This window comes from Bhargavaea beijingensis (genome assembly GCF_900101985.1).
GTDB lineage: Bacteria > Bacillota > Bacilli > Bacillales_A > Planococcaceae > Bhargavaea > Bhargavaea beijingensis.
This window is the reverse complement of the sequence record NZ_FNAR01000002.1, coordinates 229,762-252,941: the sequence shown is the minus strand read 5'-3', so window position 1 is coordinate 252,941 and position 23,180 is coordinate 229,762. Positions and strand designations below refer to the sequence as shown.

Sequence of the window (23,180 nt, the reverse complement as noted above, 5' to 3'; positions counted from 1 at the left end):
ATTAAACCTCCAAAACCATTGTATCAGGTTGCTCAGGATTGAAAATTTCATTAACCCACATTACTGTTACCATATCGGTATTTCCTGTATTTTCGATATTGTGAGTATAACCTACCGGAATATCTAAAACCTCTAGCTTATCTCCACTAACGTTGCACTCGATTATTTCAGATGAACCTACCTTCCTGAGTCGGATTACTCCGGTACCGCTAACAACTAAAAACTTTTCGTTTTTTGTATGATGCCAATGGTTTCCTTTTGTAATACCAGGCTTCGCGATATTGATTGAAACCTGCCCACGATCCGCTGTTTTAATAAATTCAGTAAAGGATCCACGATGGTCGATATTCATCTTTAACGGATAACTAAATTGGTCTTCTGGCAGATAACTCAAATATGTACTGTATAGCTTTTTAATAAATCCATCCGACATGTTAGGGATAGTAAGTTCTTCCCTGCTATGCTTAAATGACTGCAATAATTCTACAATCTCACCTAGTTGGGCTTCATGTGATATAGGTACTTCACAATAATCCCCGACCCTGTTTTCCTCCCCTTCAAGTGCATTAATCATTTCTGTAACCAAGTCGTCAATATAAACAAGGTTCAGCATAGTCGAAGGATCATTAACTCTAATAGGTATATCTCTAGAAATATTGTGGCAAAACGTGGCTACTGCGCTATTATAGTTAGGCTTGCACCACTTTCCGAATACATTTGGGAGTCTATAAACCAGTGCCTTTGCCCCTGTTTTTGCCTCATGCGCAAAAACTAAATCCTCTCCTGCCTTTTTACTTTTCCCATAGGCATTTTGTTTATCTGCTTGAATGGATGAAGTAATCATGACGGGACAAGCATTTTTATTCCTTGCTAAAAGATCTAATAATGTTGAAGTAAATTGATAATTACCTTCCATAAATTCATCTTCGTGCTTTGGGCGATTCACCCCCGCCAAATGAAAGACAAAATCAGCTTCTTTAGAAAATTTTTCAAGATCCTCTAGATTGTTATCTCGTGTAAATGGAAGAAGTGTATAATCACCTCTATGTTCAAGTTCTGCAATTAAGTTTCGACCGATAAATCCATTAGCTCCTGTAATTAGAACTCTCATCAGTGTCCCCACTCCTCCAGTTCTTTTTGTACATAATCAAGTGTAAGTAACCGCTCTTTGACTTCTTCAATCAATAAGCGTTTCGTATTATGCGAGTTGTATTCTTCTTCTGTAGATAATTCCCTATCCCCTTCGACAAAGTACTTATCGTAGTTCAAGTCACGTTTATCAGCAGGTACGCGGAAGAAGCCCCCTAGATCTTCTGCTACTACATGCTCTTCCCTTGTCAGAAGAGTCTCGTAAAGCTTTTCACCATGTCGGGTTCCAATAATTTTTATTTCATTCTCAGCGTTGAATAGTTCCTTAATTGCTTGTGCCAGGTCTCCAATAGTAGATGCCGGTGATTTCTGAACCATGATGTCCCCGGCCTCTGCATTTTGAAATGCAAACACCACTAGTTCTACCGCCTCTTCCAAACTCATCAGAAAACGGGTCATATGAGGATCGGTTACAGTAATAGGTTGGCCATTCTTTATCTGTTCGATAAACAGCGGAATAACTGATCCCCTTGATGCCATAACATTTCCATACCGTGTCCCGCAGATAAGTGTCCTTTCTGGACTGATAGTATTTGCCTTCGCGACAAAAACCTTCTCCATCATCGCTTTGGATATTCCCATTGCATTTATAGGATAGGCTGCTTTATCAGTAGAAAGACAAATAACCTTTTTGACACCACTCTCGATTGAACCTGTTAATACATTATCTGTTCCAATCACATTCGTTTTAACAGCTTCCATCGGAAAGAATTCACACGAAGGAACTTGCTTTAATGCAGCAGCATGAAAAACATAATCTACCCCATGCATTGCATTTTTCACACTAGCAAGGTCCCGGACGTCCCCAATATAGAATTTGAGCTTTTCGTTTTTATATTGCTTGCGCATGTCATCCTGCTTCTTCTCATCCCGCGAGAAGATACGGATTTCTTTTATATCAGTATGTAAGAATCTCTTCATTACAGCATGACCAAATGAACCAGTCCCACCTGTTATCAATAATGTCTTATCTCTAAACATAATTAACCTCTATTCTTAATTAAAGTGCTTTTCAAGAATTTTAACTGATCGCTCAACAGTAAAACTTTGTTCCAGGTATTTACGTCCGTTTTGACCTTGGGAACTTAAACTTTCATTTGCTGACATTTTTCTAATACTTTCTATAAAAGCCTTACTGTCACCTGACCATACCCATTCACCGCAATTGGCGTCCTCAATTAACTCTTTAATATCAGTAACACGATCAGTTGCAGCCAAGACGGGCTTGCCATATTCCATATAGGATAGAATTCTCGATGGGTAATTTGGTATGGTGAACCGAGAATCTAATATAATAAGGCCAACATCAATTTCTCTTGTGATTTGCTCGAACTTATCCCTTGGTAAATTTTCAAGTAATAAGGCATTTTTTATTTCATGTTCCTTAATCACATTATCTAACCTATATCGATCCGTCCCCCGGCCTATGAATAAGAAAAATATATCTTGTTCTTCCTTACATTCTTTAACCGCTTCACATAATAGTTCAATGTATTGAGGTCTTCCCATATTTCCTCCGAAAAGAAATACAGTTGCTTGTTTAGGTATTCCCAACTTTTCTCTCATTACAAGATTTGTTTCAGCAACCATGATATCTTGTACTTTTTTCGTATTGGGAAAGATTTCAACTTTTTTTGGATCTATTGATTCATTATTCGCAAGTATGAAGTTCCGATTGGCTTCCGACATAACCCCTATCCAATCCGCCGTACGGTATAATGCTTTCTCCTTTTTCGAGAAAAAAGTATATATAGGACTGCTTTTTTTCATAATCCCTAAATCCGCCGCATTTTGGGGGAAAATATCCTTTAACATTAAATACGCAGGGCAGTTGAAATGTCGCTTAGCCCAGGCAACTAAACTAGCATTTGTAACTGGAGGAGATTCAAATAGGATGAAGTCAAATTTTCTATTCTGGAGATGCCGCTTCATTTCTTTCTTCATAACTAAAGGCATCCTTAAGGAAGTGATTCCTTTTTCAATAAGGCTGACATCATAATAGTTTCCTGTTACAACTCTTAAAACTTCAAACCCTCGTTCATTACCGAGTTCTGTTTTTTCTTTGTTCCTTTTCTGTTCCGAAACAACAACCGTTATCTCATGCCCAGCTCCATGAAGTGCCTCTGCCAAATCCGTATAGATTGTAGCTCCTTTTTGCGGCTCTGGAAATGATGTGGCGATATAGAGCACTTTCACGATTTAATAACTCCTTTTATATTCAAGGATTGATATTCCAATTATGATAAATTTGATGGCTAGCCACCTGTTTACATCCCATCTTTTGATAGAAGTTTATAGCGCCAATATTCCTTAGTTGTGTTCCAACTTTTATTACCTCAATCCCTTTGTTTAACAACCAATTTTCCAAAGCTTTAAAAAGCCTTGTCCCAACGCCCTTTGCTCCTTTATCTCGTGAAACTGCAATTAACTCAATGACACATTTCCTATTATTAATTGAGTAGAGCAAATAACCGTTTACTGACTTTTTCTCATCATAATCTACTGCAAAAAACTTATCTTGACGATTAAAGGCATTACGAAGCCATTCATAATAGACTTGATCTCCCCCCCTGCTCCTAAGGCCTGGATCTTCTACGAACTTCGAAAATCCGAAATCCGAAAGTTTAAGTATTTCATCATTTTCTTCCATCATGGAAGAAATCACTATACTATTAGATTCCTTTGACGGCTGCTCAAATGCTGTTTTTTTCTCAAATTGAATATTAACATCCGATAGAAACGCATTTGTTTCTTGTCCTATGTACTGAGCATTTAATGGCTCGGAATTTTCATTGACAATAGAAACAAAATCATAGTTGTTGATTTCATGCTTTATTTGTTTCCAGTCACTTTTTTGAACTGGCTCGCTTAGAATTACTTTTGCACAACTAATTCCAAAAAAGGATGTATCCCAGTCAAGCTTCTGAATTTTATAAGGCGACTCCAAAAGATAAACCTCTTCCCAGTTATTTTTTCTCCTCTTCGGAGGTTTCAATAAAAACAGATTCTCTTTTAAGAATAGAGAAGACAGTTCTAATAAAAATACGGACATCGAATAGAAAACTCAGATGATCTATATAATAAATATCGTTTTTAATACGTTGCTTCCAAGGAATTGTATTGCGGAAATAAGCTTGATTATATCCTGTAAGTCCTGGTCGAACCTCTAACTTTCTCGACTCGTCCCCTTCGTACAACTTAAGGTGTTCCGGCAAGTCTGGTCTAGGTCCTATAATGCTCATATCCCCCTTCAAAACATTTAAAAGTTGGGGAGTTTCATCCAAACTAGTCTTCCTTATGAACTTACCAATCTTAGTTAGTCTTGGATCATCTTCTGCATTGAAAGTGGATCCATCTTCATTCCTCAAATCAGGAGCGTTTACCTTCATAGAACGAAACTTGTACATTTTAAAAACTTTACCGTTGCGCCCCAATCTCTGAGCATTATAAAATATCGGCCCCTTATCTTGGAGGTATATCAGTGCACCAATCACAGCTAATACAATCAAGAAAAATGGTAACGCTACAATTGCAACTACTATGTCTAGAATTCGTTTTATAACAGACTTATACATTAACTATGCACCTCACAAAGCATTAATTATTGCTTTAAATTTCTGGGTAACATAGTCAACGTCACTAGTAGTCATTAAAGTGTTTAACGGTAATGTTATCTCATTTTCATATTGTCGGAATGCGTTTGGGTATTCATCAATGTCAAAGCCTAATCTTTGATATGCAGTTAACATCGGAAGTGGCTTATAGTGAACATTGCACGAGATTCCAGCTTCAGCCATTTGAACAATGATTTCATTTCGCTGTTTCTCTTTAATCCCTGGCACCCTTACAAAGTAAAGGTGGCCTGAAGATGTATAGTTGTCACTGTAATGGAGCAGGGAATCGATTTTGATTTCTAAAAGCCCCTCATTGTACCGCTCAATCAATTCTTCTCTCTTCTTGAGCAAGTCATCATACCTTCGAAGTTGAACTAGTCCAATCGCTGCTGTGATATCGGTCATATTACACTTATAAGCCGGGAAGATAATGTCGTATTCCCATGCTCCCTTTTGCGTTTTTGCCAAGGCGTCCTTTGATTGACCATGTAAGCTATACAACATATATTGTTGATAAATCCAATCGTCATCGAGTCCCCGATCATTTCGCCAAACAACAGCTCCACCTTCTGCGGTCGTCAAGTTTTTCACCGCGTGAAACGAGTAGCAAGTGAAGTCTGCAACTTGTCCGCACTTTTTTCCACTTCTTTCAGCTCCTAGTGCATGAGCTGCATCAGCCATTACAATGACGCGATCAAATTGTTTTTGTATATCGTTTTTCGCTTGATATATTTCTTTTTTGTCTTCAACCGCACGGTAAATCGCTGCGTAGTCACACATTCTCCCTGCGATATCCACAGGAATAATAACCTTTGTTTTCTCCGTAATAGCTTCTCTGAGTTTGTTGTAATCCATCTCATAAGAGTCTTTTGCTGTATCTACCAGTATTAACTTTGCACCTACATGCGAAACTACTGATGCAGAAGCAGTATAAGTATAAGCCGTTGTAATGACTTCATCCCCGGGCCCAACCCCCAAGATACGTAATGTCATTTCCATAGCTGCAGTTGCTGAATTAAGGCAAACTGCGCGATTAACGCCTACATACTCAGCGATTTTGCGTTCAAATTCTTTTGTTCTCGGACCCGTTGTAATCCATCCTGATTCTAGTGCCTTTATAACTTCAGCAATTTCCTCTTGAGTAATATCAGGAGGTGAGAATGGAATTACTTTATTATCCGTTCTGCTCATATCAGTTCCCTCTCTCCCATTTCTGTTCACTTAATAATGAACAGTGCGGTGCGATGTTTTTGCTAATCACACCGCTCTGTATATAAAATGTAACAAGTTATTATTAAGCTGTAGTAAATTCCTTAATAGGTGATTCAGGAATTTTTCGATTAGCCAAGGAAACCAAGGTGTTCTTCAGTTCGTCCTCTTTCATGTCAAGCAGTTTGTCCAGAATGTATTGTTGTTCCGAACTGCCAATTGGCGTAGCGCGTCCGATATGAATTTTCGGGAAGATCTGTTCTCTCTGGATTTCAGATGGATCCAGTAGTTCCTCGTAGAGTTTCTCTCCCGGTCGCATGCCTGAGTAGGTGATACCGATATCTTCGACCTCATAGCCTGAAAGGTTGATGAGGTTCTTGGCAAGGTCGACAATCTTAACGGGATCTCCCATATCCAGAACGAATACCTCTCCCCCATTGGCGAGTGAGCCGGCCTGAATAACAAGCCGGGATGCTTCCGGGATTGTCATAAAGTATCGGGTCATACGCTCGTCTGTAACCGTGACTGGTCCTCCTGCAGCAATCTGCTTTTTGAAGAGCGGGACCACAGAGCCCCGGGAACCCAAAACGTTACCGAACCGGACAGCTGCAAATTTCGTTTTGCTGTTCTTGGCTAAGTTTTGGACGACCATCTCGGCAAAGCGCTTAGTTGCGCCCATGACATTCGGTGGGTTGACTGCTTTGTCTGTTGAGACAAGGACGAAGTGGCCCACTCCGAATGTATCTGCAGCTTCTGCCACATTTTTCGTACCAAAGATGTTGTTTTTAACAGCTTCAAATGGGTTTGCTTCCATAAGTGGAACGTGTTTGTGCGCCGCGGCGTGATAGATCACGTCTGGTGCGTGTTCGGCGACTGTATCAAAGATACGTTCCCGGTCTTGTACATCTGCGATAATCGGAACAATTTCAGTTGTGGACTGCTTAAGTCCACGAAGTTCGCGGTCAATCAGATAGATTGAGTTCTCGCCATGGCCAAGAAGCAGCAATTTTTCCGGCTTGAACTTCATAACCTGCCTACAGATTTCAGAGCCGATGGATCCGCCTGCCCCCGTGACAAGAATCGTTTTGTTCTCGAGCTTGTCCGCGATGGCTTTCATATCCAGTGCCACTTCTTCACGCCCGAGTAGATCTTCAATTTTTACATCACGGATGTCATTGACAGAAACCTTGCCGGTCATAACGTCTTCAATCCGTGGAATCGTTTGAGTTCTGGCGCCTGTCTCGACACAGACTTTGGTGAGCTCCGCCATCTCCGCCTTGGACATGGATGGAATCGCGATGATGATGTTCTCTATGTTGTGCGCTTTGACGAGACGGGGGATGTCTTTTGCCCCGCCGGCAACGTTTACCCCGTAAATGTCTAGGTGTTGCTTCGTCTTGTCATCATCAACAAACAGGACTGGCATCAAGCCGTTCTGAGGATTCTGCTTCATCTGACGAACGACCATTGTACCGGCCTGTCCGGCGCCGACGACCATCGTGCGTCTTCCGCCGAGCTTCAAGCGTTTCGTAATGGAATCGCGGTATACTCTCCACATAAAACGGGAACCGCCGATCAGAAGCATATGTAGCATCCAAGTGATTGCAAGTGCCCGTACATAAACCTGGCCGAGTCCAATAAACTGAACAACCGCAATGGCCGCAATCGAAATGGTTACCGCCTTAAAAATTGCTTTCAATTCTCCGACCGAAGCGTACGCCCAAGCTTTTTTGTAAAGACCATAGAAAGCGGCGGTCAGATGATGGGCAATAAAGATGGTTAGTGCGCTGATCAGCAGCGTCTTGGACTGAACCACATTCATATTCGGATTCAGGATGAGGAAGCTGATATAAATTGAAAAAAAGACAATGCAGGAGTCGATGAACCCTAACAGCATTAGACGTTTTGGATGAGTCACACACCTAACTCCTTTCTGACATCCACAAGAATATTCCAGCGGTGACTATTATACTACCACTTGCATATAATTGGAACATAAAACAACCATATATTTACACGTTATCCGAAGATAAACCACTTTTTTTTGCCTTTCGGGTCTTCCGGTTCCAATAATACCGGGTCGCGCTTCTCCAAAATCCGCGCGTTGTTCTCCAGCATGATGTCGACCATGTCAGCACGGCCCTTTTTTTCCAGATAGGAGAGTCCCTCATCAAAATGGAATCCTCGTTTGTCAGTGTTATGAGCGTCCGATCCATAGAAATGGACAAGGTGGGAATCAATCAGCGTGAGTGCGGCATCTTTAATTCGCGAGCCGAATGTGCCGCACACTGCACCCGCCGTTACCTGTGCGAGAGCACCATGGTTGACAAGTCGGTACAGGCGCTGCGGTTTTTCGACAATCGCTTTGTTGCGTTCCGGGTGGGCGATAACCGGGATGAGGCCGCGGTTCATCAAATCTTGGATAATGCCGACTGTATAGTCCGGAACGCCCTGGCTCGGGAGCTCCAGCATGACGAACTTGGAGCCGGCAAGCGTCAAAATCTCACCGGCATCGAGGCGTTCAGGAAGGTTGGCGTTCAGCCGGATCTCGTGGCCCGCATGCAGCCGGATACCCAGGCCTTCCTTTCCAGCCGCTTCACGCAGCTGATCGACGCCATTATAGACACGATTGGCGTCAACATGAAATTGCGGATGACACGCATGGGAAGTTGCGATGATTTCGGTAATGCCTTCTTCGGCCGCCTGGCGTAGCATCTTCATAGATCCGGATAGTTCTTCAGGTCCATCGTCAACACCGAACAGAATATGTGTATGCATATCGATCATAGGGCTTACTTCCTTTCCTGAACGTTCAAAAGAGTAAGAGGCAGGCCTCTTACTCTTCTGTTCCGTAATACTGGTAATAGTTTTGATCTTTATCCATCTCGAAGTTATTCATTACTGCGCCGAGGATGCGGGCCTGAGCATTCCCCAGCAGTTCCTTTGCTTTCTTTACGTTTTCTTTCTCTGTAATGCCTGTGTTCACGACGAGAAGTGTTCCGTCCACTTTGTTCGCCAGGATTTGTGCATCCGTCACTGAGAGGACCGGCGGCGCATCAAAAACGATCAGATCGTATTGCTGGGCCATCTCGTTCATGAGAACGGTCATCGACCGCGAGCCAAGCAGTTCCGCCGGGTTCGGAGGGATGGGCCCGCTTGTGAGGATGTGAAGGTTCGGGGAGATCTCCGATTCCCTGATAACCTCGCCCGCCAGTCTCTGCTGGGTAAGGACACTGGACAGGCCGGCCGCATTGGTCAGGCTAAACGTGTATTGGACGGTCGGCTTTCGCATGTCCGCGTCAATGAACAGCACCCGCTTGCCGTCCTGCGCAAAAAGAGTGGCGAGGTTCGCGGATACCGTCGACTTCCCATCGCCCGGGAGTGCAGACGTCACCAAAATAGTTTTTAGTTCCTTGTCGACTGCAGAAAACGTGATGTTTGAACGGAGCGTGCGGAACTGTTCGGAAACGACCGACCGGGGGTTCGCCGAGACAACGAGTTTACGCGCGCGCTGCTCCAATTGCTTTTTGGATGATTGTTTTCTTCTTGCCATCGATTAACCCCTCCTTCTCCTCGTCCGGACAACATTTGCCACGTTTACATCGGAATCCGGAATCGGACTGATCATGCCGATCACCGGCAGCCCTGTCAGTTCCTCGATGTCATCTTCCGTCTTCACTGTCGTATCCAGATATTCCAATAGGAATGCAATGCCGATGCCAATCATAAGGCCGATAACCGCTCCGATTGCCATGTTAAGCATCGGATCCGGTTTCACCGGAGACGGATTGGCCGGCATGACGGCAGGTGACAAGATGTTGACGTTATCCACGTTCATCAGCTGTGGGATCTCCTGTTCGAAAACAGTGGCAATTGTGTTCGCAATCTCGACCGCCTGTTTCTGGTTCGGATCCTGTATGGTCACCGTCACCACTTGAGAGTTCTGTTCGCTGTTGACAGTAACTTTCTCGTTCAGTGAGCCGGCAGTCTCATCCAGCCCGAGTTCCTCGATCACTTTGTTCAGGATCGCCGGACTTTTGATGACGACGTTGTATGTATTAATTAATTGGAGGTTGGTCTGGATATCCTGCGCAGTGAACGCTTCGGATTGACGCTCCGTCTGATTGACCAAAATCTGCGTGGATGCCTGATAGATCGGCGTCATCACAAGGAAACTGATGACTCCGGCAATGGTGGCTGCAATGACCGTGCTCATGACAATCAGCCAGAGCCGCTTGCGCAGCGTCTTAAACAAGTCCTGAAGACTGATGGTTTCTTCCATTCTCACTTGTGCCCCTTTATCTTTCTTTCAATAATTGTCTATAACTTCCTCAGTATATCACGCTCTCCCCACAAATTGTGACAATAATTTCATCTATCTGCTAAAATGAGAGAGAAATCATGCATTTTTACATTCTGTTAACAAATTGGCGAAAGGAGGATCCAGCTTTTATGAAGAAAGGACCTGCCACCGTGCTGGTGCTGGTTGCCTGTGTCTTAGTTCTCGCAGTCAGCTACCTGTCCTGGAATGCAAAAGTTGAAGAAGCGGCCGCCGAACCGGCAAACCGGCCGATCAAGCAAGAGCAGCCGGCAAAGAAAACTGGTGACCAGGCTGCGGATCCTGAAAACGAAAAACCCGCAGAGAAAGTGGCGGCTCCGTCAGGGGAGGAACTCTCAAGTCTGACAGCCAACCTGCCGGAAAGCACGGTTGAGATGCTGATGAGCCGTCTCGATGCCGGCGAGCCGGTCCAGTTGCTCGCCGTCGGAAGCAGCTCCTTCGAAGCACCCGCCAACCAATTGGCGGATGCATTGGATGATGCGTACGGAGATTGGATTGAAACCGATGTCCAAACATTCGGAGGAACGTCTGACACCTTCCTGAGCAAAGAGGTCGGAGAAATTGACTGGGGCAAAGGCTATGACCTCGTCATCTACGAGCCGTTTACGCTTTATAACAATGGACTTGTCACCATTGAAGACGAACAGGAAGATGCCCTTGAATTGCGAGGCCGAGTTGTTGAGGAAGTCAAAGACGCCACCTTCTTTATCACACCGCCCCAGCCGATTCATCAGCCCAATTACTACATGACCCAAATCAATGCTCTTCGGGAGTTTGTAGAGGCAAAGGACATCCCATTCATCGATCACTGGAATCAGTGGCCGGGCGTGGACTCTGAAGAGATTCTCGACTATGTGGATGATGAGTATGAGCCGACCGATAAAGGTGTAGAGGCTTGGGCTAAGAGTCTGAAAGAGTACTTTATTGCATCTTGATATGCAAAAGAAGCTGTCACCCTTTTGTCGGGCGGCAGCTTCTTTTTTAGAAAATCATTCTGCTGTTTTTCTGGTGTCGAACCCCCTGATGAGGAGGGCGGTCAAGAAGACGAACAGATAGTGGATCGGATGAACCCGGAACAACTGATCCTCGACCATTTGGTGCGTCAGCAGGGCAACAAGGAATGCGGCTATGAACAGCACAGCCGCAGGCTCTACCCTGCTCCTCAGTCGCCACACGATAAGCACAGCTATCATGCCGAGGAACAAGAAAAACAGATGGAGTCCGACAAAGCCGGTTTCCGCAAGCAACTTCAGATAGAAACTATGCGGTCCGATTCCGATGCCCGCCTCTTTCAGGACTGTGCCCGACATTCCAAAACCTGTTCCAATCACAGGGTGTTCCTGTGCAACCTGGAAAATGTATGACCATGCCATCTCCCGCCCGTTCAGTCCGCTGCCTATCCTGGTTGACACCCGCTCCGCAGCCGACCATCCGACAAGCAACAAAGCTCCTAGCGGGATGATGGAAATCAGCAATCCTTTTTTTGAAAGCTTTAGCTTTTGCGGAACACCTTTCGTGACTGCCACATAAAACACGACGGATGCGGCAAGCGCGACCATCGACCCTCTGGACTCCGTGAGGAGTAACACTCCGGCATTCAGGATTAATACAGGAACAAACAGCCAGGTTCTGATGATCCGCTCCCGCTTCAGATAAAGCAGCGCCAGCAGGGCGAAGAACACCCAGATGCCGAGCGTATTTGGATTGTGCGTCAGGCCGGTTAGGCGCGGTCCCAGATATCGTTGATCCATCACAATTGATCCGACTTCCACAGCCAGCCAGCGCCCAGCCTCTACCGTCCGGTCACCGAATGCCCAACCGACGAGCGTGTACAGCGCATGTGCTGTGCCCGCTGCGGCGAGGATTGCCATAACGGCGGTCAGCAACAGCTTCGGACGGCGGGCGTAAAGCACACCCAACAAAATCGCCGCTGTCGGGAAGAGGATCTTCAGATAATATTGCAGCGAAAACTCCGGATCAGCCACGATCAGTGTGCTGATATATCCCCAGGCAAACAGCAGGATCAGCGGCACTTCCGCCCGGGCAACAAATGGCCGGTCCGGTGCTTCCTCCGCCATCGGCTTCAGCAAAAAACAATAGCCCGCCGAGCATTACTGTACTGATCAGGAAAGACGAACTGAACATGCCGAACGTCTGGAGCATGATCAGGGCGAACAGCAAGATGATGAATGGATCGATGGCCAGTTTCCGTTTGCGACGATCGGGAGTTTTTGGCTCGGGGCTGTCTCCCGGAATCGGGGTATTGGACATATTCGCTCCCTCCTTCCAAAAACCGGACCGGCCCCCTATAGTGGGGCCGGTCCATTGGTTTATTTGATTTCCAGATGCTGTTTCAATTCAGACGAAATCGCATTGAGTTCTTCGTCATTCATCATGTAGTACCAGACGCCATTGATCGTCTGCCCCTGGCCTTTTTCCACATACAGCTGATCCACCTGGCCGATGGCGCCGCGGTAATCCTGCAGGCCGAGCATTTCATCCATCGTCATGTTCGTGCGGATGTTCTTGCCGACCGCTCCGAAGATGCTCTGATAGTTCAGGAGGCTGTTGGCGGAAGCGCCTTTCTTGATGACGCCCATGATGACATCTTTCTGGCGGTCCTGACGGCCGAAGTCGCCGTTCGGATCCTGCTTCCGCATACGAACGTAGGCAAGCGCCTCTTCCCCGTTCAGTTCAACCTGGCCTTCCGGGAAGGTGTACTGGCCGGATGAGAATGCGAGGTTGTTTTGCACGGTGACGCCGCCGACCGCGTCAACAATGTCCTTGAAGCTTTCCATATTCACTTGGACCACATAGTCGATCGGGATATCGAGCAGGTTCTCCATGCTGTCCATCGCCATCTCGATGCCGCCGAATGCGTAGGCATGGTTCAGCTTGTCCTTCGTGCCCTTGCCGACGATCTCCGTGTATGTATCCCGCGGGATGCTGACCATCTTCGTCGTCTTATCCTGCGGATTCACAGTGAGGACGATCATCGTATCGGAGCGGCCGCGGTCCCCTTCCCGCTCATCGACACCAAGAACGAGTACAGAAAACGGCTCCTGATCACTCAGGCTTACCGGCTTCTCACGCTTATCCGACGCCTCACGGTCAATCGGCTCATGCACCGTATCCAGCGTATCCTTGAAGTCTTTATATACCACCGCCGCATACACACCGACCACAGCCAGAATCAGAACAATCGGCCCGACAATCCAAGGCCAGATCCGGCGCTTCTGTTTTTTCCGGCGCCGTCTTTTCTTTTCTTCCATATCTCATTCCCCTGTCTTTCTGATAGTAAAGTGTAAACATTGTTAACATTATAATCGATGTGAAGGAAAAAGGCTCTATGTAATGTGAAAAAATTGGCAGTGCACAGGTTGTCACTGATTGGACGGGACCGGTGAGCGGGAGGTTCCCCCGCAAAGAAAAAGACCCCCGGTGCGGCCGGAAGCCTACTCTGAAAGATGGATGTTTCGTTGGCCAAGCTCTTCCCGGACCGCATTCTTCACCAATTCTGGCCCCGCACTTCCATACAGCTTGATCAGTTCGGAAGTCGTCATGCTCTGGAACCGCTCCCGGAGAGCCCCTTCCCTGTCAACCGGCTTGGAACGGTACGTCTCCATCCACTCCACCGCCAAAAAATAAAACTGCGCCTCCGTGATCTCCAACAAGTTCTGTCCCACCATGACCCCTCCCCTATACTTGTATATAGAGAGCTTGGCCAATAGAGTGACCTGTTATACCTGAAGACAGATAGTCAGTGAGTGATGACGGCGGCGGGGTGAGTGGTTACCTACCGATAGCAAGTGATTACCTCCACAGTGCGGGGGCTCAGCTAGCGGGTGTGGCATCCTGTTCTTGAAACCGGGTGCCCGAGTGCTTCCAAAACGGCGGGGAGTGCTTCGAACGGGGACGCGAGTGCTTCCAAAGGGATGGCAGCCGGCGAATCATGGCGGCGGCGGGGCGAGTAGTTACCTACCGGGAGTGAGTGGTTACCTCTTCCACGGTCTCCCTACGCGGCTTTCCCTTCCTGATTTCCAGTCCATCCAGATCGGTATAGGGGTTCAGTGTGTAGGCGGTCCCGGTGGAAGCGCCGATAATGCGCAGTTCATGCCGGTTGAGGATTCGGCTGGCGGCTTGTTTTGTCTTTAATTTGGCGAATGCCCGAAATTGGGCGTTGTTGAGCGTCGGGTGGATCAGCAGGAGCCAGTGGAGGATCAGTTGGCCGTAGTCCTTCTTATGGTCGCGGTTGCAGTTTTTGCAGTGGCCGGTGCGCTCGGTGGCGCGGGTGAGCGGGTCGTGGCAGACCGGGCAGAGAAACCCTCGTTTCAAGCGGTTCGGGTTGATGCCGAGCCGCTTGCAGACGGGTTCCCAGGCGAGCAGGTTCTCCTGGAGACCGAGTTTTGCGGCGAGTTGCACGAATGCCTCGGCAGTCAGACAGTCGTCGAGTTCCCTGTACGCCCTTTCCAGGTAAGCCGGAATCTCCCTGACTAGGATGATCGGAGATTCCGCCGGCAGCCCTTCCCACCGGTTCGTCGAAGCGAATGCGACCGTGCCAAAGACCCGCAGGTCGATTCCCCGCGCACCAAGCCACCCCTTCAGCGCATGGATCTGGCTTTCAAGCTGCACGGCCGGGCACGGAAAAGCGGTTACGGACCCGTCCCGCTCCGTCCGCTCGATCCGTTTAGGCGCTTGCAGATACCGGAGCACGCCCTTGTATTTCTTTGCCTCGATCAGCCAGATCGCCCGCTGTGTCAGGATAAACGTGTCGATCTGGACGAACTCGCCCGGTGCCGCTTCAATCTGGACATCGGTGAACACCACTCCCGGAATCCGCGTCCGGCGCACGTACTTGTCCGACGCAATCTCCCCGAAATAGCCCGCCTGCTGGCGGTACAGCTCCTCCCTCACCTCATTCAGCTCCGGCATCTTGACCCGCTCAACAGCGCGCTCCAGCGCATACAAGTAAATCGGATAACGGCGGATGACTTTTATGGTGATTCCCCCTTTCGGAATCACCATAACAGGCAAAGCGCCAGGTTGACGAACCGGCATTTTTCAATTTTGAAAGCGAATTCCGCCTTAAAATCCAATATTCAGAGGCTAAAAAAACAGGAAACCCTTGCAGGCAAAAGGATGAGCATTTATCCAAAATTGAAATTTGGCAGTTCGGGCGTGAGTGGTTGCCCCCGGCACGCGAGTGATGACCTGACTGTCTTCCATCCCTCGGAAAAATGGTGTTTAATAGTTTTATCCATACGAAAGCAGGTGCAAGCAGATGATCAAAGAAACACTCAGGGAAGCACTCATTGCGGCGGCAGCCATTTTTGTCTTGAAAAGCATCACCAAAGTGCTGAACAACCCCTCTTATTTCTCGGAGATGTTCGCGGACGGCGCCGTGAGCGCAGCCATGGCACTGATCGCCTCCTACATTGTCATTTTCATCTTCCTGTTCCTCCTGATGCTTGCAGTGAAAAAGTTCTCCAAGCCGCGGAAAACCGCAAGAAAGTAAAAAAGGGCTGTCGCCTGACAGCCCTATTCCTCCTCAAATGTATCCTTCTCATATCTATTCCGCTCCAGAACCTGGCCGTCCTCATCATGGATCAGCATCTCCGATTCCTCACGCATGGCGATGTCCTCCGCGATTTTGACCGCCTCTTCCTGTGTCTGCACAAAACAGAACGGCTCCGGCTCGCCTTCACCTTGGATCGCCCATTTTCCATCCATTGGAATCACATGCTGGCTCTGAGCCATCAGACTCACTCCTTCAGTCGAACTTCCAAATTATCTTCTCGAGCGCCCCCGAACCTTATTTGAGGATCCGGGCTGGCACTGTGACCGTGACTTCGTGGCAATGTCATGATAAAGAGGTTCCGGGCCGATGTCAAACCGCCGCAAACCTATGAATCTCGGATTTTCCAGTGAGTGGTTACCTGCGACGGGTGAGTGGTTACCACGCAATACGAGCGCTTCCAAGTCACCCGAATGCGCATACGGCAGAATCCTCTTCATACTACGGCAAATAACTGCAGCTTTTCTGTTCTGACAGAGAGCTGCTTTTTTGATGTTCCGATGCTAAATTATTTGCAATCAATTACCCCACGCTCAGCTCAGGCAGATCTTCCTGTAATTCCCTAGGCTTTATCCTAATTAGGTATGTCCATTCACTCTCCAGTGGTTACCCCGCCGCCATGAGTGGTTACCTCCGCCTCCGCCCCCGCCCCCGCCTCCCTTACCGCTCCCGCTCCGCATGCACCAGCAGCCGCTGGTAGTTTTGCGGGTACGGGTGGCAGGTAAGGAGAGTGGCGAGGTCTTTGCCTTCCTGGATTTCGAGGGAGTCGGTTTCGTCTGGGTAGATCACTTGCTGGGAAGTGACCCGGTAGGTGAGTTTGCCGTCGATCGTATGGACGTAGAAGAGGTCGCCGGGCCGGAGCTGGTCGAGGTGGCGGAACATCGTTTTGGTCCACATGCCGCGGTGGCCGGCGAGGACCGTGTGGGTGCTCGTGCCGCCGAGCGGCAGCGAGGAGCCTTCGACCTGGCCGATCCCTTTGCTGAGCACGGCTTCCGATGAGCCCAGGTAAATCGGGGTATGGAGATTGAGCTTCGGGATTTCAAGTGCTCCGAATGCATCTTCGTCTCCGAATCCCATCGTTTCGTTATAGGAAACCATCAGGGCCTGCTGGTCCCCCCACGGGTCGCGCAGTCCGTCGAGGTCTTCATGGATGTCTTCATTATAACGCCGTGCGCGCTTCATCAGTTCGGTGATGTCCGAATCCGACATGCCGTCCAGGACGGTCCTGAAATCCTCCGCCTGGCGGTGCTGCAGTTCGCGGTTGACGAGCTGGGCGATGTGCGGGTAGGCCATGATCACAAGCCCTGCAGCGAACAGCAAGATGATCCCCTTATACTTCTTCACGTTTCGCCACCTTCTTTCTGACCAGATAGATGATGAAGCCGAGAACGAGCGCGGCAAGTGCGTACGGAACCCACTGCCGCTTTTCTTCCTCCGCCGCGATCGTTGCCTCGTCTTCCGGTTCAAACGGAACGCGCTTGCCGGTGACGAGCAGCCGGTGGGTGTTGATCATATACGGGTCGCACGTCAGGAGCGTGACCAGTTCTTCCCCTTCCTTCATCTGCAGCCAGCCGGTTTCATCGGGAAGGACCGCCTCGATATGCTGCACTTCATAGGCCATCGTGTCATCGAGCACCTTCACGTAAAACGTATCGCCGACTTCCATCTTGTCCAGATGGCGGAACATCTTGGCGGTCGGCAGCCCGCGGTGTGCCGTGAGGACACTGTGGGTGCCGGGCTTGCCGGTCGGAAGCGACGATTGCTCGAGATGGCCGGCCCCCTGTGACAGCACTTCCTCGCTCGTGCCATGGTAGATGGGCAGATCGGCATCGATTTTCGGAATCTCCACCGATCCGATCGCCGGCCCGATGTTCAGCGCATCGTAGTAGCTGCGGCTTTCTTCTTCTTCCCCGGACCCTGCCCCTTCGGCAAACGGATCGATGAACTCGTGATCCATTCCGGCCAGTTCCTCGTTGTGCCGGTCCGCCTTTTCCTTTTCCAGCCGGATCTTCTCCGCAGTCATGCCTTTGACCGTCTTGTCGTACTCGCGGATGACGGACTGGTGGACTTGCGTGGAAAACAGGTTGGAGACGATCGGATAGGCAAACACCCCCAGCCCGATCAGGAATATCACGATCAGCACCATCTTTCTCTTCATGCGGCTCCCCCATCCCCGTACGCTCATTTCCATTGAACACCCGTCCACCCGTGGACCGGCCTTCAATAAAAACAAACAGGGGAGAAGTGAATTCTCCCCTTCTTTATTAGTCTTTCGTCGTATCTGTTTGGCGCCGGCGCATGAAGAGCACGGATGCGCTCATCATGAGCATGAGGCCGACCCCTGTGAAGAGTGTGGTTCCGAGACCGCCGGTTGTCGGGAGGACCCAGGCGGACTTGGAGTTTTTGACCTCAGCTTTTGCTGTCTCATCGTCCACTATCTTAATTTCGATCGCTGTTGTCAGGAGGCGATAGGACTTCAGGTTGCCTTCGCCATCCGTGTACGTCGGTGCCTTTGTCTCGTGGAGATAGTAAGTGCCCGGCGTGAGTCCCGTGATGTCGAACGTTCCGTCTGCACGTGTCTTTAAGGTCTCAAGCGGCCCGTTGTAAGTGTTTCCGTTCCACTTGACGACATCGCCCATCGCAGAAGTATCGATGATGTTTTTGCCTTCTTTATCGGAAGTGAGTTTGAATTCCGCTCCCTTCAGTTTCTTGCCGTCTGCCGCATCAATCTTGATCACGTTCAGGTTACCCTGTGTCGGTGTGACGACCGGCGGTGTTTCCGGTTCTTCTGGTTTTGCCGGCCCGTCGATGGTGGACCAGCCAAAGCTGTTGTCGAAGTCGAGCTTGACGGTGTTCGGGATGCCGTCTTCTGCGATGGCGTCCGGCTTGATCTTTGCGTCGAAGGTGATGGTGATTTTGCCGCCTCCGGTCAGCTGTTTCGGATCTGCAGTCCACTTGAGTGTCTGGCCGTCCTGGGTGAACGTGAAGCTACCCTCAGGCGCTCCGGTCACTTTCCAGTTACCGGCATACGTCAGGCGTCTGTCGAGTTCATCCGTGACGACGAGCGCTTTGTACAGATCGATATCTTTAGGGGTATTGATGGTGATGTTGTAGCTGTACACCTTGTCGCGGTCGAAGTCGAGCTCCTTCTCGCCGTTGGCGTCCTTGTCGACCGTCGGGATCACGTAGTTGGTGACGGTGCCATTTTCCGCAAACCGGGCGACGTTGTCCCAGACCACTTTGATTTCTTGTTTTTCGCCGACTTTCTTCACGGCAAACGCGACTTTTGTGGTGTTCAGCGCGTAGCCATCCGGAACGGCGGTTTCCTGGAAATAGTACTTGCCTGCTGCCAGGCCCGAGACGCTGATCAGGCCGTTGTTATCGGTGGTAAGTGCGGGAACTTCATTGTTTTCGTTGTCCACGGCCGGAGAACCGTCTTCATTAAAGAGCTTGAATGTGACGCCTGCCAGCGGTTTCCCGTTCTCATCCACCTTCTTCAGTTCTACACCGGAACGGATCGTTTCGTTTTTCGGGTAGATGTGGACGTTGTAGTTGAGCGCATTCCCTTCCTTGTTCGTCATCGGGATGTCGACGTAGAAGATTTCTGTGTTCAGGACGATATGATCAGGGCCGTTTGTTTCCTTCACTCCATAGCGGCCGAGCTCGAGGCCGTTCGCCTTCGTGAAGGTGACGGTTCCGTCAGCGCCTGTCGTGCCTTTGATTTCAGCGCCGCTCTTTTCTGTCCATGTATCGGTTTCAGGATTATAACTGTGCGTCTGGGTCAGGGTGAATTCGACACCTTCGACAGGCGTGCCCTCAGCATTTTGCCCGGGATTCCCGTCCCCTTCATCACCGGCACCCGTTCCCGGCTCTTGCTCGAATTTGTGGATGGTGAGGCTCGGGTTGTCCGCAGACCCCGTTGTCGTGTAGGCAAACGCCATCTGGGGAATCAGCAGCGCCATGAACAGCAGCAGCGCCGACCAGAGTCGGAGCGATTTTTTTCGTTGTTTCATTTCCATTCTCCTCTCACTCGTACATTCTCTTTTTTCTTCCGCAGCGTGAACACCGCCGCTGCCATCATCATGACGCCCGCCATGTAGAACGGAATGGTGCCGAAGCCGCCGGTGGCAGGAAGCTCCCAGTCCGTCGGGGTGTTTTCGACCGTCTCTTTGATATCCAATCGGTCTGCGCCGATTTTGATCTCAATCGGTTTCGTCAGGAGCCGGTAGCCTTCCGGCGCTTTCGTTTCGACAAGCAAATAGTTGCCCCAGTCGAGGTTTTCAAAGATGATCTTGCCGTCCGCCCCGCTCGTTCCGGTGCCGATGACGGTTCCGTCCTGGTTCCGGAGCTCGAATTCGGCTCCGGCGAGCGGGTCACCGGCCTCATCGACCTTGGTGACGGTGAGCGAGCCGCTGATCGCGGTGTTCGTGACGATGAACTCGCCATTTTCACCGGTGCTGTAGGACACTTCGTACCGCTCCGGCACTTCGGACTCCGTCACGGTATAGCGGATCGCCTCACCGGTCTCGGCATCGTACATCCGGAGGTCACGGAACGCGCCGGACCAATTGTTTTCCCCGCTCAGGACGACTGTTTCCCCGGTTGCCTCGCCGTCCGCCAGAAGCTCGATCGTGACCGGTCCGGCTTCAGGCCCGACCCATTCTTTGCGGACATCGACGCTTGTCGTGGCGTCATTCGTATTGGTGAGGGTGAAGCCGGTTTCCGGTGAGCCGGTCACTTTCGGGGAATAGTCCGGTACCCGGACTTCTTCCACGCTATAGGCGATCTCCGCTCCGGTTTTCGCATCATACTTCCGGAGGCCGGAGAACGCGCCGCGCCAGTCATTTCCTTCATTAAGAATGAGCGTCTTCCCGGTCGGCGTGCCGTCCGCCAGAAGGCTGACCGTCACCGACTCCGCCGCCGGGCCGATCCATACTTTATTTACCTTGATGTCGACCGTCCCGTCGTGCGTGTTCGTAAACGTGAACCCGTCTTTGACGGATCCGGTCAGTTGAGTGGAATACCCGGGCACCGGCACTTCCTTTACGGTGTAGCTGATCGGCTTGCCGGTTTTGTCATCCAACCGGTTCACCGTGAACGAACCCGCCCAGCTTTTCTCCCGATCAAGCGTCACGGTTTTTCCGGTGTCCCTGCCGTCGGCGATCAGCCGAACGGTGACCGGTCCGTCCTCCGGCCCGATCCAGACTTTGTTGACGTTGATCTTCAGCTGCTCGGGATTGTACGTGTTCGTCACGGTCAGGCCGTCGAGCGTTTTCGTGTAGTTGGGCGGGACGGATGCTTCGTCTAGGGTGTAGGTGTAGGGACTGCCGACCGGATTGTACTTAGGGACATATGTCCATGTATGCGTCCAGGCCGGAGTTTCCGTCCCGTTGACGACCTTTGTTCCGAGGGTCCGCTTTGTCTCACCTAGCGCTTGGGCGATCAGCTGCAGCGTGATGGCAGGCCGCTCGGTTCCGCCGACCCAGACTTTGTTGCCGGTTACCGTGGTGTTGGGGATGGTGACGACCAGTTGCCCGCCTACGTCATGGCCGTTACCGATTCCATCGACGAAGAATTTATGGGTGGCGTTGTCGAGTAGATTAAGAGCATCCTTATTAAACTTGTATACGGTCCACCGCGCATCTTTGGTATTTCCTTGGATACCTGCATCAGGTTTTTTCTCTGCACCACCGATAAAAATTGATTGCATGGACGCATGCTTGTTGGAATCGGTCGTTTTGACCCCTGCCAATTCCATATAGTTAAGTTCATGCGTGGATCTGACCGCCACGTAAACCGTGTTGCCGTTTACCCACATCAGAAGCGGCATCGTATGTGAGTTGGTCGAAACCCCTTCCAGAGTGGTCGGGACGACTATGGCATTCGGATCAAGGGCGTAATACGGAGAAGGCACATTCAACGACGCCATCACTTCCGCCTCCACGGCAACCGGCGCCGCAGTGCCAAAGACGGTTTCTTTTTCTATAACGTCCGACTCTGTCTTGCCTGCCGGTGCTTTTTCAGGGGCGGAGTCGTCTTTTTTCGGTTCTGCTTCTTTAGGCGGTGTTTCTGCTTGGTCCGCCTCTTCAAGATCTGCAGATGGCTCAGGAGCGGTTTCGTTTCCGGCCGGTTGTTCCTCAGGTTGCTCAGCCGGAGCGGCTTCCTTTGCAGGGGACTTCGTTTCTTCGGCCGGTTGCTCCGCTTCTTTTTCGGACTGCGCAGCCGGCTCGGTGTTTTCCTTTGTTACCGTCTCCTCGGCTTTGGTGTCCTGCTTTTCAGCCGGCTTGTCCTCTTCCTTGACCTCAGGTTTGATCGTTGCGGCTCGGTCGGCTGCCTGGAATGTCCCATCCGGGTAGTCGGCGACGGCTTTGATCTCATGGAAGTCAGGGATGGAGTCGGTGACGCTCGCCGTTACCTTGATGGCTGAGGCGCCGCTGCCCGCGGGCAGCTGGACCGAGTAGCCGTCGCCCGTGTCGGACACCTGATCGGCCGGGATCCCGGCGACTGCTGCCGGTGTCAGGCCTGCGCCGAAGGTGATCTTCGCCCGGATGCCGTCATGTTCGGCGCCGGACGCATTCACGGTCACTTGCCATTGGACCGACTCCGCGGTTTGGGAGGTTTTCTCGATCTTGATCCGGCCGGCATCATCCGACTGTGCGTTTCCGAAAACCGGAACCATCAGCTGCAGGACTAAAAGCACAGCCAGCACAGCCGATAGCCCCTTGAGTCTCGACATGACCCCTCCTCCTTTCGCTATCTGTAGTTGTTCAACTCGCAAAATACTTGATGATAGAGCAAAACAAGCCCTACATACCTATATTTATGAAAGCTTAAGAGGGATTATGACCCAAACCGGAAATAAATTTTGATTAACCGTTTTCCTTCAACGAGGACTTATGTAACAGTTTGAGGCATTACCAAAAAAGCCGCCGCTGTTCTCCCCTCGGAGGCGCACCATGACTGTGTAATTCGCATCGAACTTCCATTTTCAAATGACTTTTGAAGCGCGCCAACCTCCTCCCTCAGAGTTTCCAAAATTCAACGAATGGAACTATTGCTAGTATATAGAGTGGATTCTGATTGCTCGCCCCTCTATCGGGTAGTTTTGACCCCCTCTGACGGCGAATGGTTATGGTACATTTGGACCATTCCATCTATACCACTTTTTGCTAATATATTCATACATAGTCTATTTGCCCCTGCACTTCTTGCCGCAGCGTTTACAGTCTCCAGATCAAATAGAGTGCTTCACTCATCTTAGAGTTAATTTTTTTCTTCCTTAAATGCGTTACCT

Annotated in this window: 21 protein-coding genes; 2 read left to right on the top strand and 19 right to left on the bottom strand. The window is 49.7% G+C overall.

What is annotated here, in order from left to right; genetic code table 11:
* Position 1: 1 nt before the first annotated feature.
* From BLT01_RS03005 to BLT01_RS02960, 10 genes are all read right to left on the bottom strand, one after another.
* The gene (locus BLT01_RS03005) at positions 2-1,111 is read right to left on the bottom strand and encodes a capsular polysaccharide biosynthesis protein CapF (RefSeq protein WP_092094434.1); all 1,110 of its coding nucleotides are present in this window, start codon (positions 1,109-1,111) and stop codon (positions 2-4) included.
* Positions 1,111-2,130, bottom strand: a complete 1,020-nt coding sequence (locus tag BLT01_RS03000) for a nucleoside-diphosphate sugar epimerase/dehydratase (protein WP_092094432.1) — start codon at positions 2,128-2,130, stop codon at positions 1,111-1,113. The genes BLT01_RS03005 and BLT01_RS03000 overlap by 1 nt, the downstream gene beginning before the upstream one ends.
* Before the next feature lie 15 nt (positions 2,131-2,145).
* Entirely contained in the window at positions 2,146-3,345 is a 1,200-nt protein-coding gene (locus BLT01_RS02995) for a glycosyltransferase family 4 protein (protein ID WP_092094430.1), read from the bottom strand.
* 22 nt (positions 3,346-3,367) lie between these two features.
* Positions 3,368-4,096: a GNAT family N-acetyltransferase gene (locus tag BLT01_RS02990; RefSeq protein WP_245696851.1), complete on the bottom strand. Its 729-nt coding sequence runs from the start codon at positions 4,094-4,096 to the stop codon at positions 3,368-3,370.
* Positions 4,097-4,115: 19 nt separating this feature from the next.
* A complete protein-coding gene (locus BLT01_RS02985; protein ID WP_092094426.1) occupies positions 4,116-4,724 on the bottom strand; it encodes a sugar transferase in 609 nt (202 codons plus the stop codon).
* A gap of 12 nt (positions 4,725-4,736) precedes the next feature.
* Positions 4,737-5,954 (bottom strand): DegT/DnrJ/EryC1/StrS family aminotransferase, encoded by a 1,218-nt coding sequence (locus BLT01_RS02980; protein WP_092094424.1) that lies wholly within the window; start codon positions 5,952-5,954, stop codon positions 4,737-4,739.
* Positions 5,955-6,057: 103 nt separating this feature from the next.
* On the bottom strand, positions 6,058-7,890 hold the full coding sequence (locus BLT01_RS02975) for a polysaccharide biosynthesis protein (RefSeq protein ID WP_092094422.1): 1,833 nt from the start codon (positions 7,888-7,890) through the stop codon (positions 6,058-6,060).
* Between the two features lie 101 nt (positions 7,891-7,991).
* A complete protein-coding gene (locus BLT01_RS02970) occupies positions 7,992-8,759 on the bottom strand; it encodes a tyrosine-protein phosphatase (RefSeq protein WP_092094420.1) in 768 nt (255 codons plus the stop codon).
* A 49-nt stretch (positions 8,760-8,808) separates the two neighbouring features.
* Complete coding sequence (locus BLT01_RS02965) at positions 8,809-9,525, bottom strand: CpsD/CapB family tyrosine-protein kinase (RefSeq protein WP_092094418.1); 717 nt, start codon at positions 9,523-9,525, stop codon at positions 8,809-8,811.
* A 3-nt stretch (positions 9,526-9,528) separates the two neighbouring features.
* Positions 9,529-10,254: a YveK family protein gene (locus tag BLT01_RS02960; RefSeq protein ID WP_092094416.1), complete on the bottom strand. Its 726-nt coding sequence runs from the start codon at positions 10,252-10,254 to the stop codon at positions 9,529-9,531.
* Positions 10,255-10,424: 170 nt separating this feature from the next.
* Between BLT01_RS02960 and BLT01_RS02955 the strand changes: the two genes are divergently transcribed.
* A complete protein-coding gene (locus tag BLT01_RS02955; protein ID WP_092094414.1) occupies positions 10,425-11,246 on the top strand; it encodes an SGNH/GDSL hydrolase family protein in 822 nt (273 codons plus the stop codon).
* Positions 11,247-11,300: 54 nt separating this feature from the next.
* Here the strand turns inward: BLT01_RS02955 and BLT01_RS02950 are convergent, their stop codons facing one another.
* From BLT01_RS02950 to BLT01_RS02935, 4 genes are all read right to left on the bottom strand, one after another.
* Entirely contained in the window at positions 11,301-12,401 is a 1,101-nt protein-coding gene (locus BLT01_RS02950) for an O-antigen ligase family protein (protein ID WP_092094412.1), read from the bottom strand.
* A gap of 240 nt (positions 12,402-12,641) precedes the next feature.
* On the bottom strand, positions 12,642-13,583 hold the full coding sequence (locus BLT01_RS02945; RefSeq protein ID WP_092094410.1) for an LCP family glycopolymer transferase: 942 nt from the start codon (positions 13,581-13,583) through the stop codon (positions 12,642-12,644).
* 183 nt (positions 13,584-13,766) lie between these two features.
* Positions 13,767-13,997 (bottom strand): hypothetical protein, encoded by a 231-nt coding sequence (locus BLT01_RS02940; RefSeq protein ID WP_143020576.1) that lies wholly within the window; start codon positions 13,995-13,997, stop codon positions 13,767-13,769.
* Between the two features lie 292 nt (positions 13,998-14,289).
* Complete coding sequence (locus BLT01_RS02935) at positions 14,290-15,336, bottom strand: nuclease-related domain-containing protein (RefSeq protein WP_176765011.1); 1,047 nt, start codon at positions 15,334-15,336, stop codon at positions 14,290-14,292.
* Between the two features lie 256 nt (positions 15,337-15,592).
* Here BLT01_RS02935 and BLT01_RS02930 point away from each other — a divergent pair, with 256 nt between their 5' ends.
* Positions 15,593-15,826: a hypothetical protein gene (locus BLT01_RS02930; RefSeq protein WP_092094404.1), complete on the top strand. Its 234-nt coding sequence runs from the start codon at positions 15,593-15,595 to the stop codon at positions 15,824-15,826.
* A 23-nt stretch (positions 15,827-15,849) separates the two neighbouring features.
* On the opposite strand, the gene BLT01_RS02925 is transcribed toward BLT01_RS02930, so the two are convergent.
* The 5 genes from BLT01_RS02925 to BLT01_RS02905 form a co-directional block, all read right to left on the bottom strand.
* Positions 15,850-16,068, bottom strand: coding sequence for a DUF2188 domain-containing protein (locus BLT01_RS02925; RefSeq protein WP_092094402.1), 219 nt, complete (start codon positions 16,066-16,068; stop codon positions 15,850-15,852).
* Between the two features lie 478 nt (positions 16,069-16,546).
* A complete protein-coding gene (locus BLT01_RS02920; protein WP_092094400.1) occupies positions 16,547-17,230 on the bottom strand; it encodes a class C sortase in 684 nt (227 codons plus the stop codon).
* A complete protein-coding gene (locus BLT01_RS02915) occupies positions 17,217-18,044 on the bottom strand; it encodes a class C sortase (RefSeq protein ID WP_092094398.1) in 828 nt (275 codons plus the stop codon). Before BLT01_RS02915 ends, BLT01_RS02920 begins: the two co-directional genes overlap by 14 nt.
* 106 nt (positions 18,045-18,150) lie before the next feature.
* Positions 18,151-19,899 carry a SpaA isopeptide-forming pilin-related protein gene (locus BLT01_RS02910; protein ID WP_176765010.1) on the bottom strand — a complete coding sequence of 583 codons (1,749 nt, stop codon included), beginning with the start codon at positions 19,897-19,899 and terminating at the stop codon, positions 18,151-18,153.
* Positions 19,896-22,622 (bottom strand): Cna B-type domain-containing protein, encoded by a 2,727-nt coding sequence (locus tag BLT01_RS02905; RefSeq protein ID WP_092094394.1) that lies wholly within the window; start codon positions 22,620-22,622, stop codon positions 19,896-19,898. The genes BLT01_RS02910 and BLT01_RS02905 overlap by 4 nt, the downstream gene beginning before the upstream one ends.
* Positions 22,623-23,180: the final 558 nt, after the last annotated feature.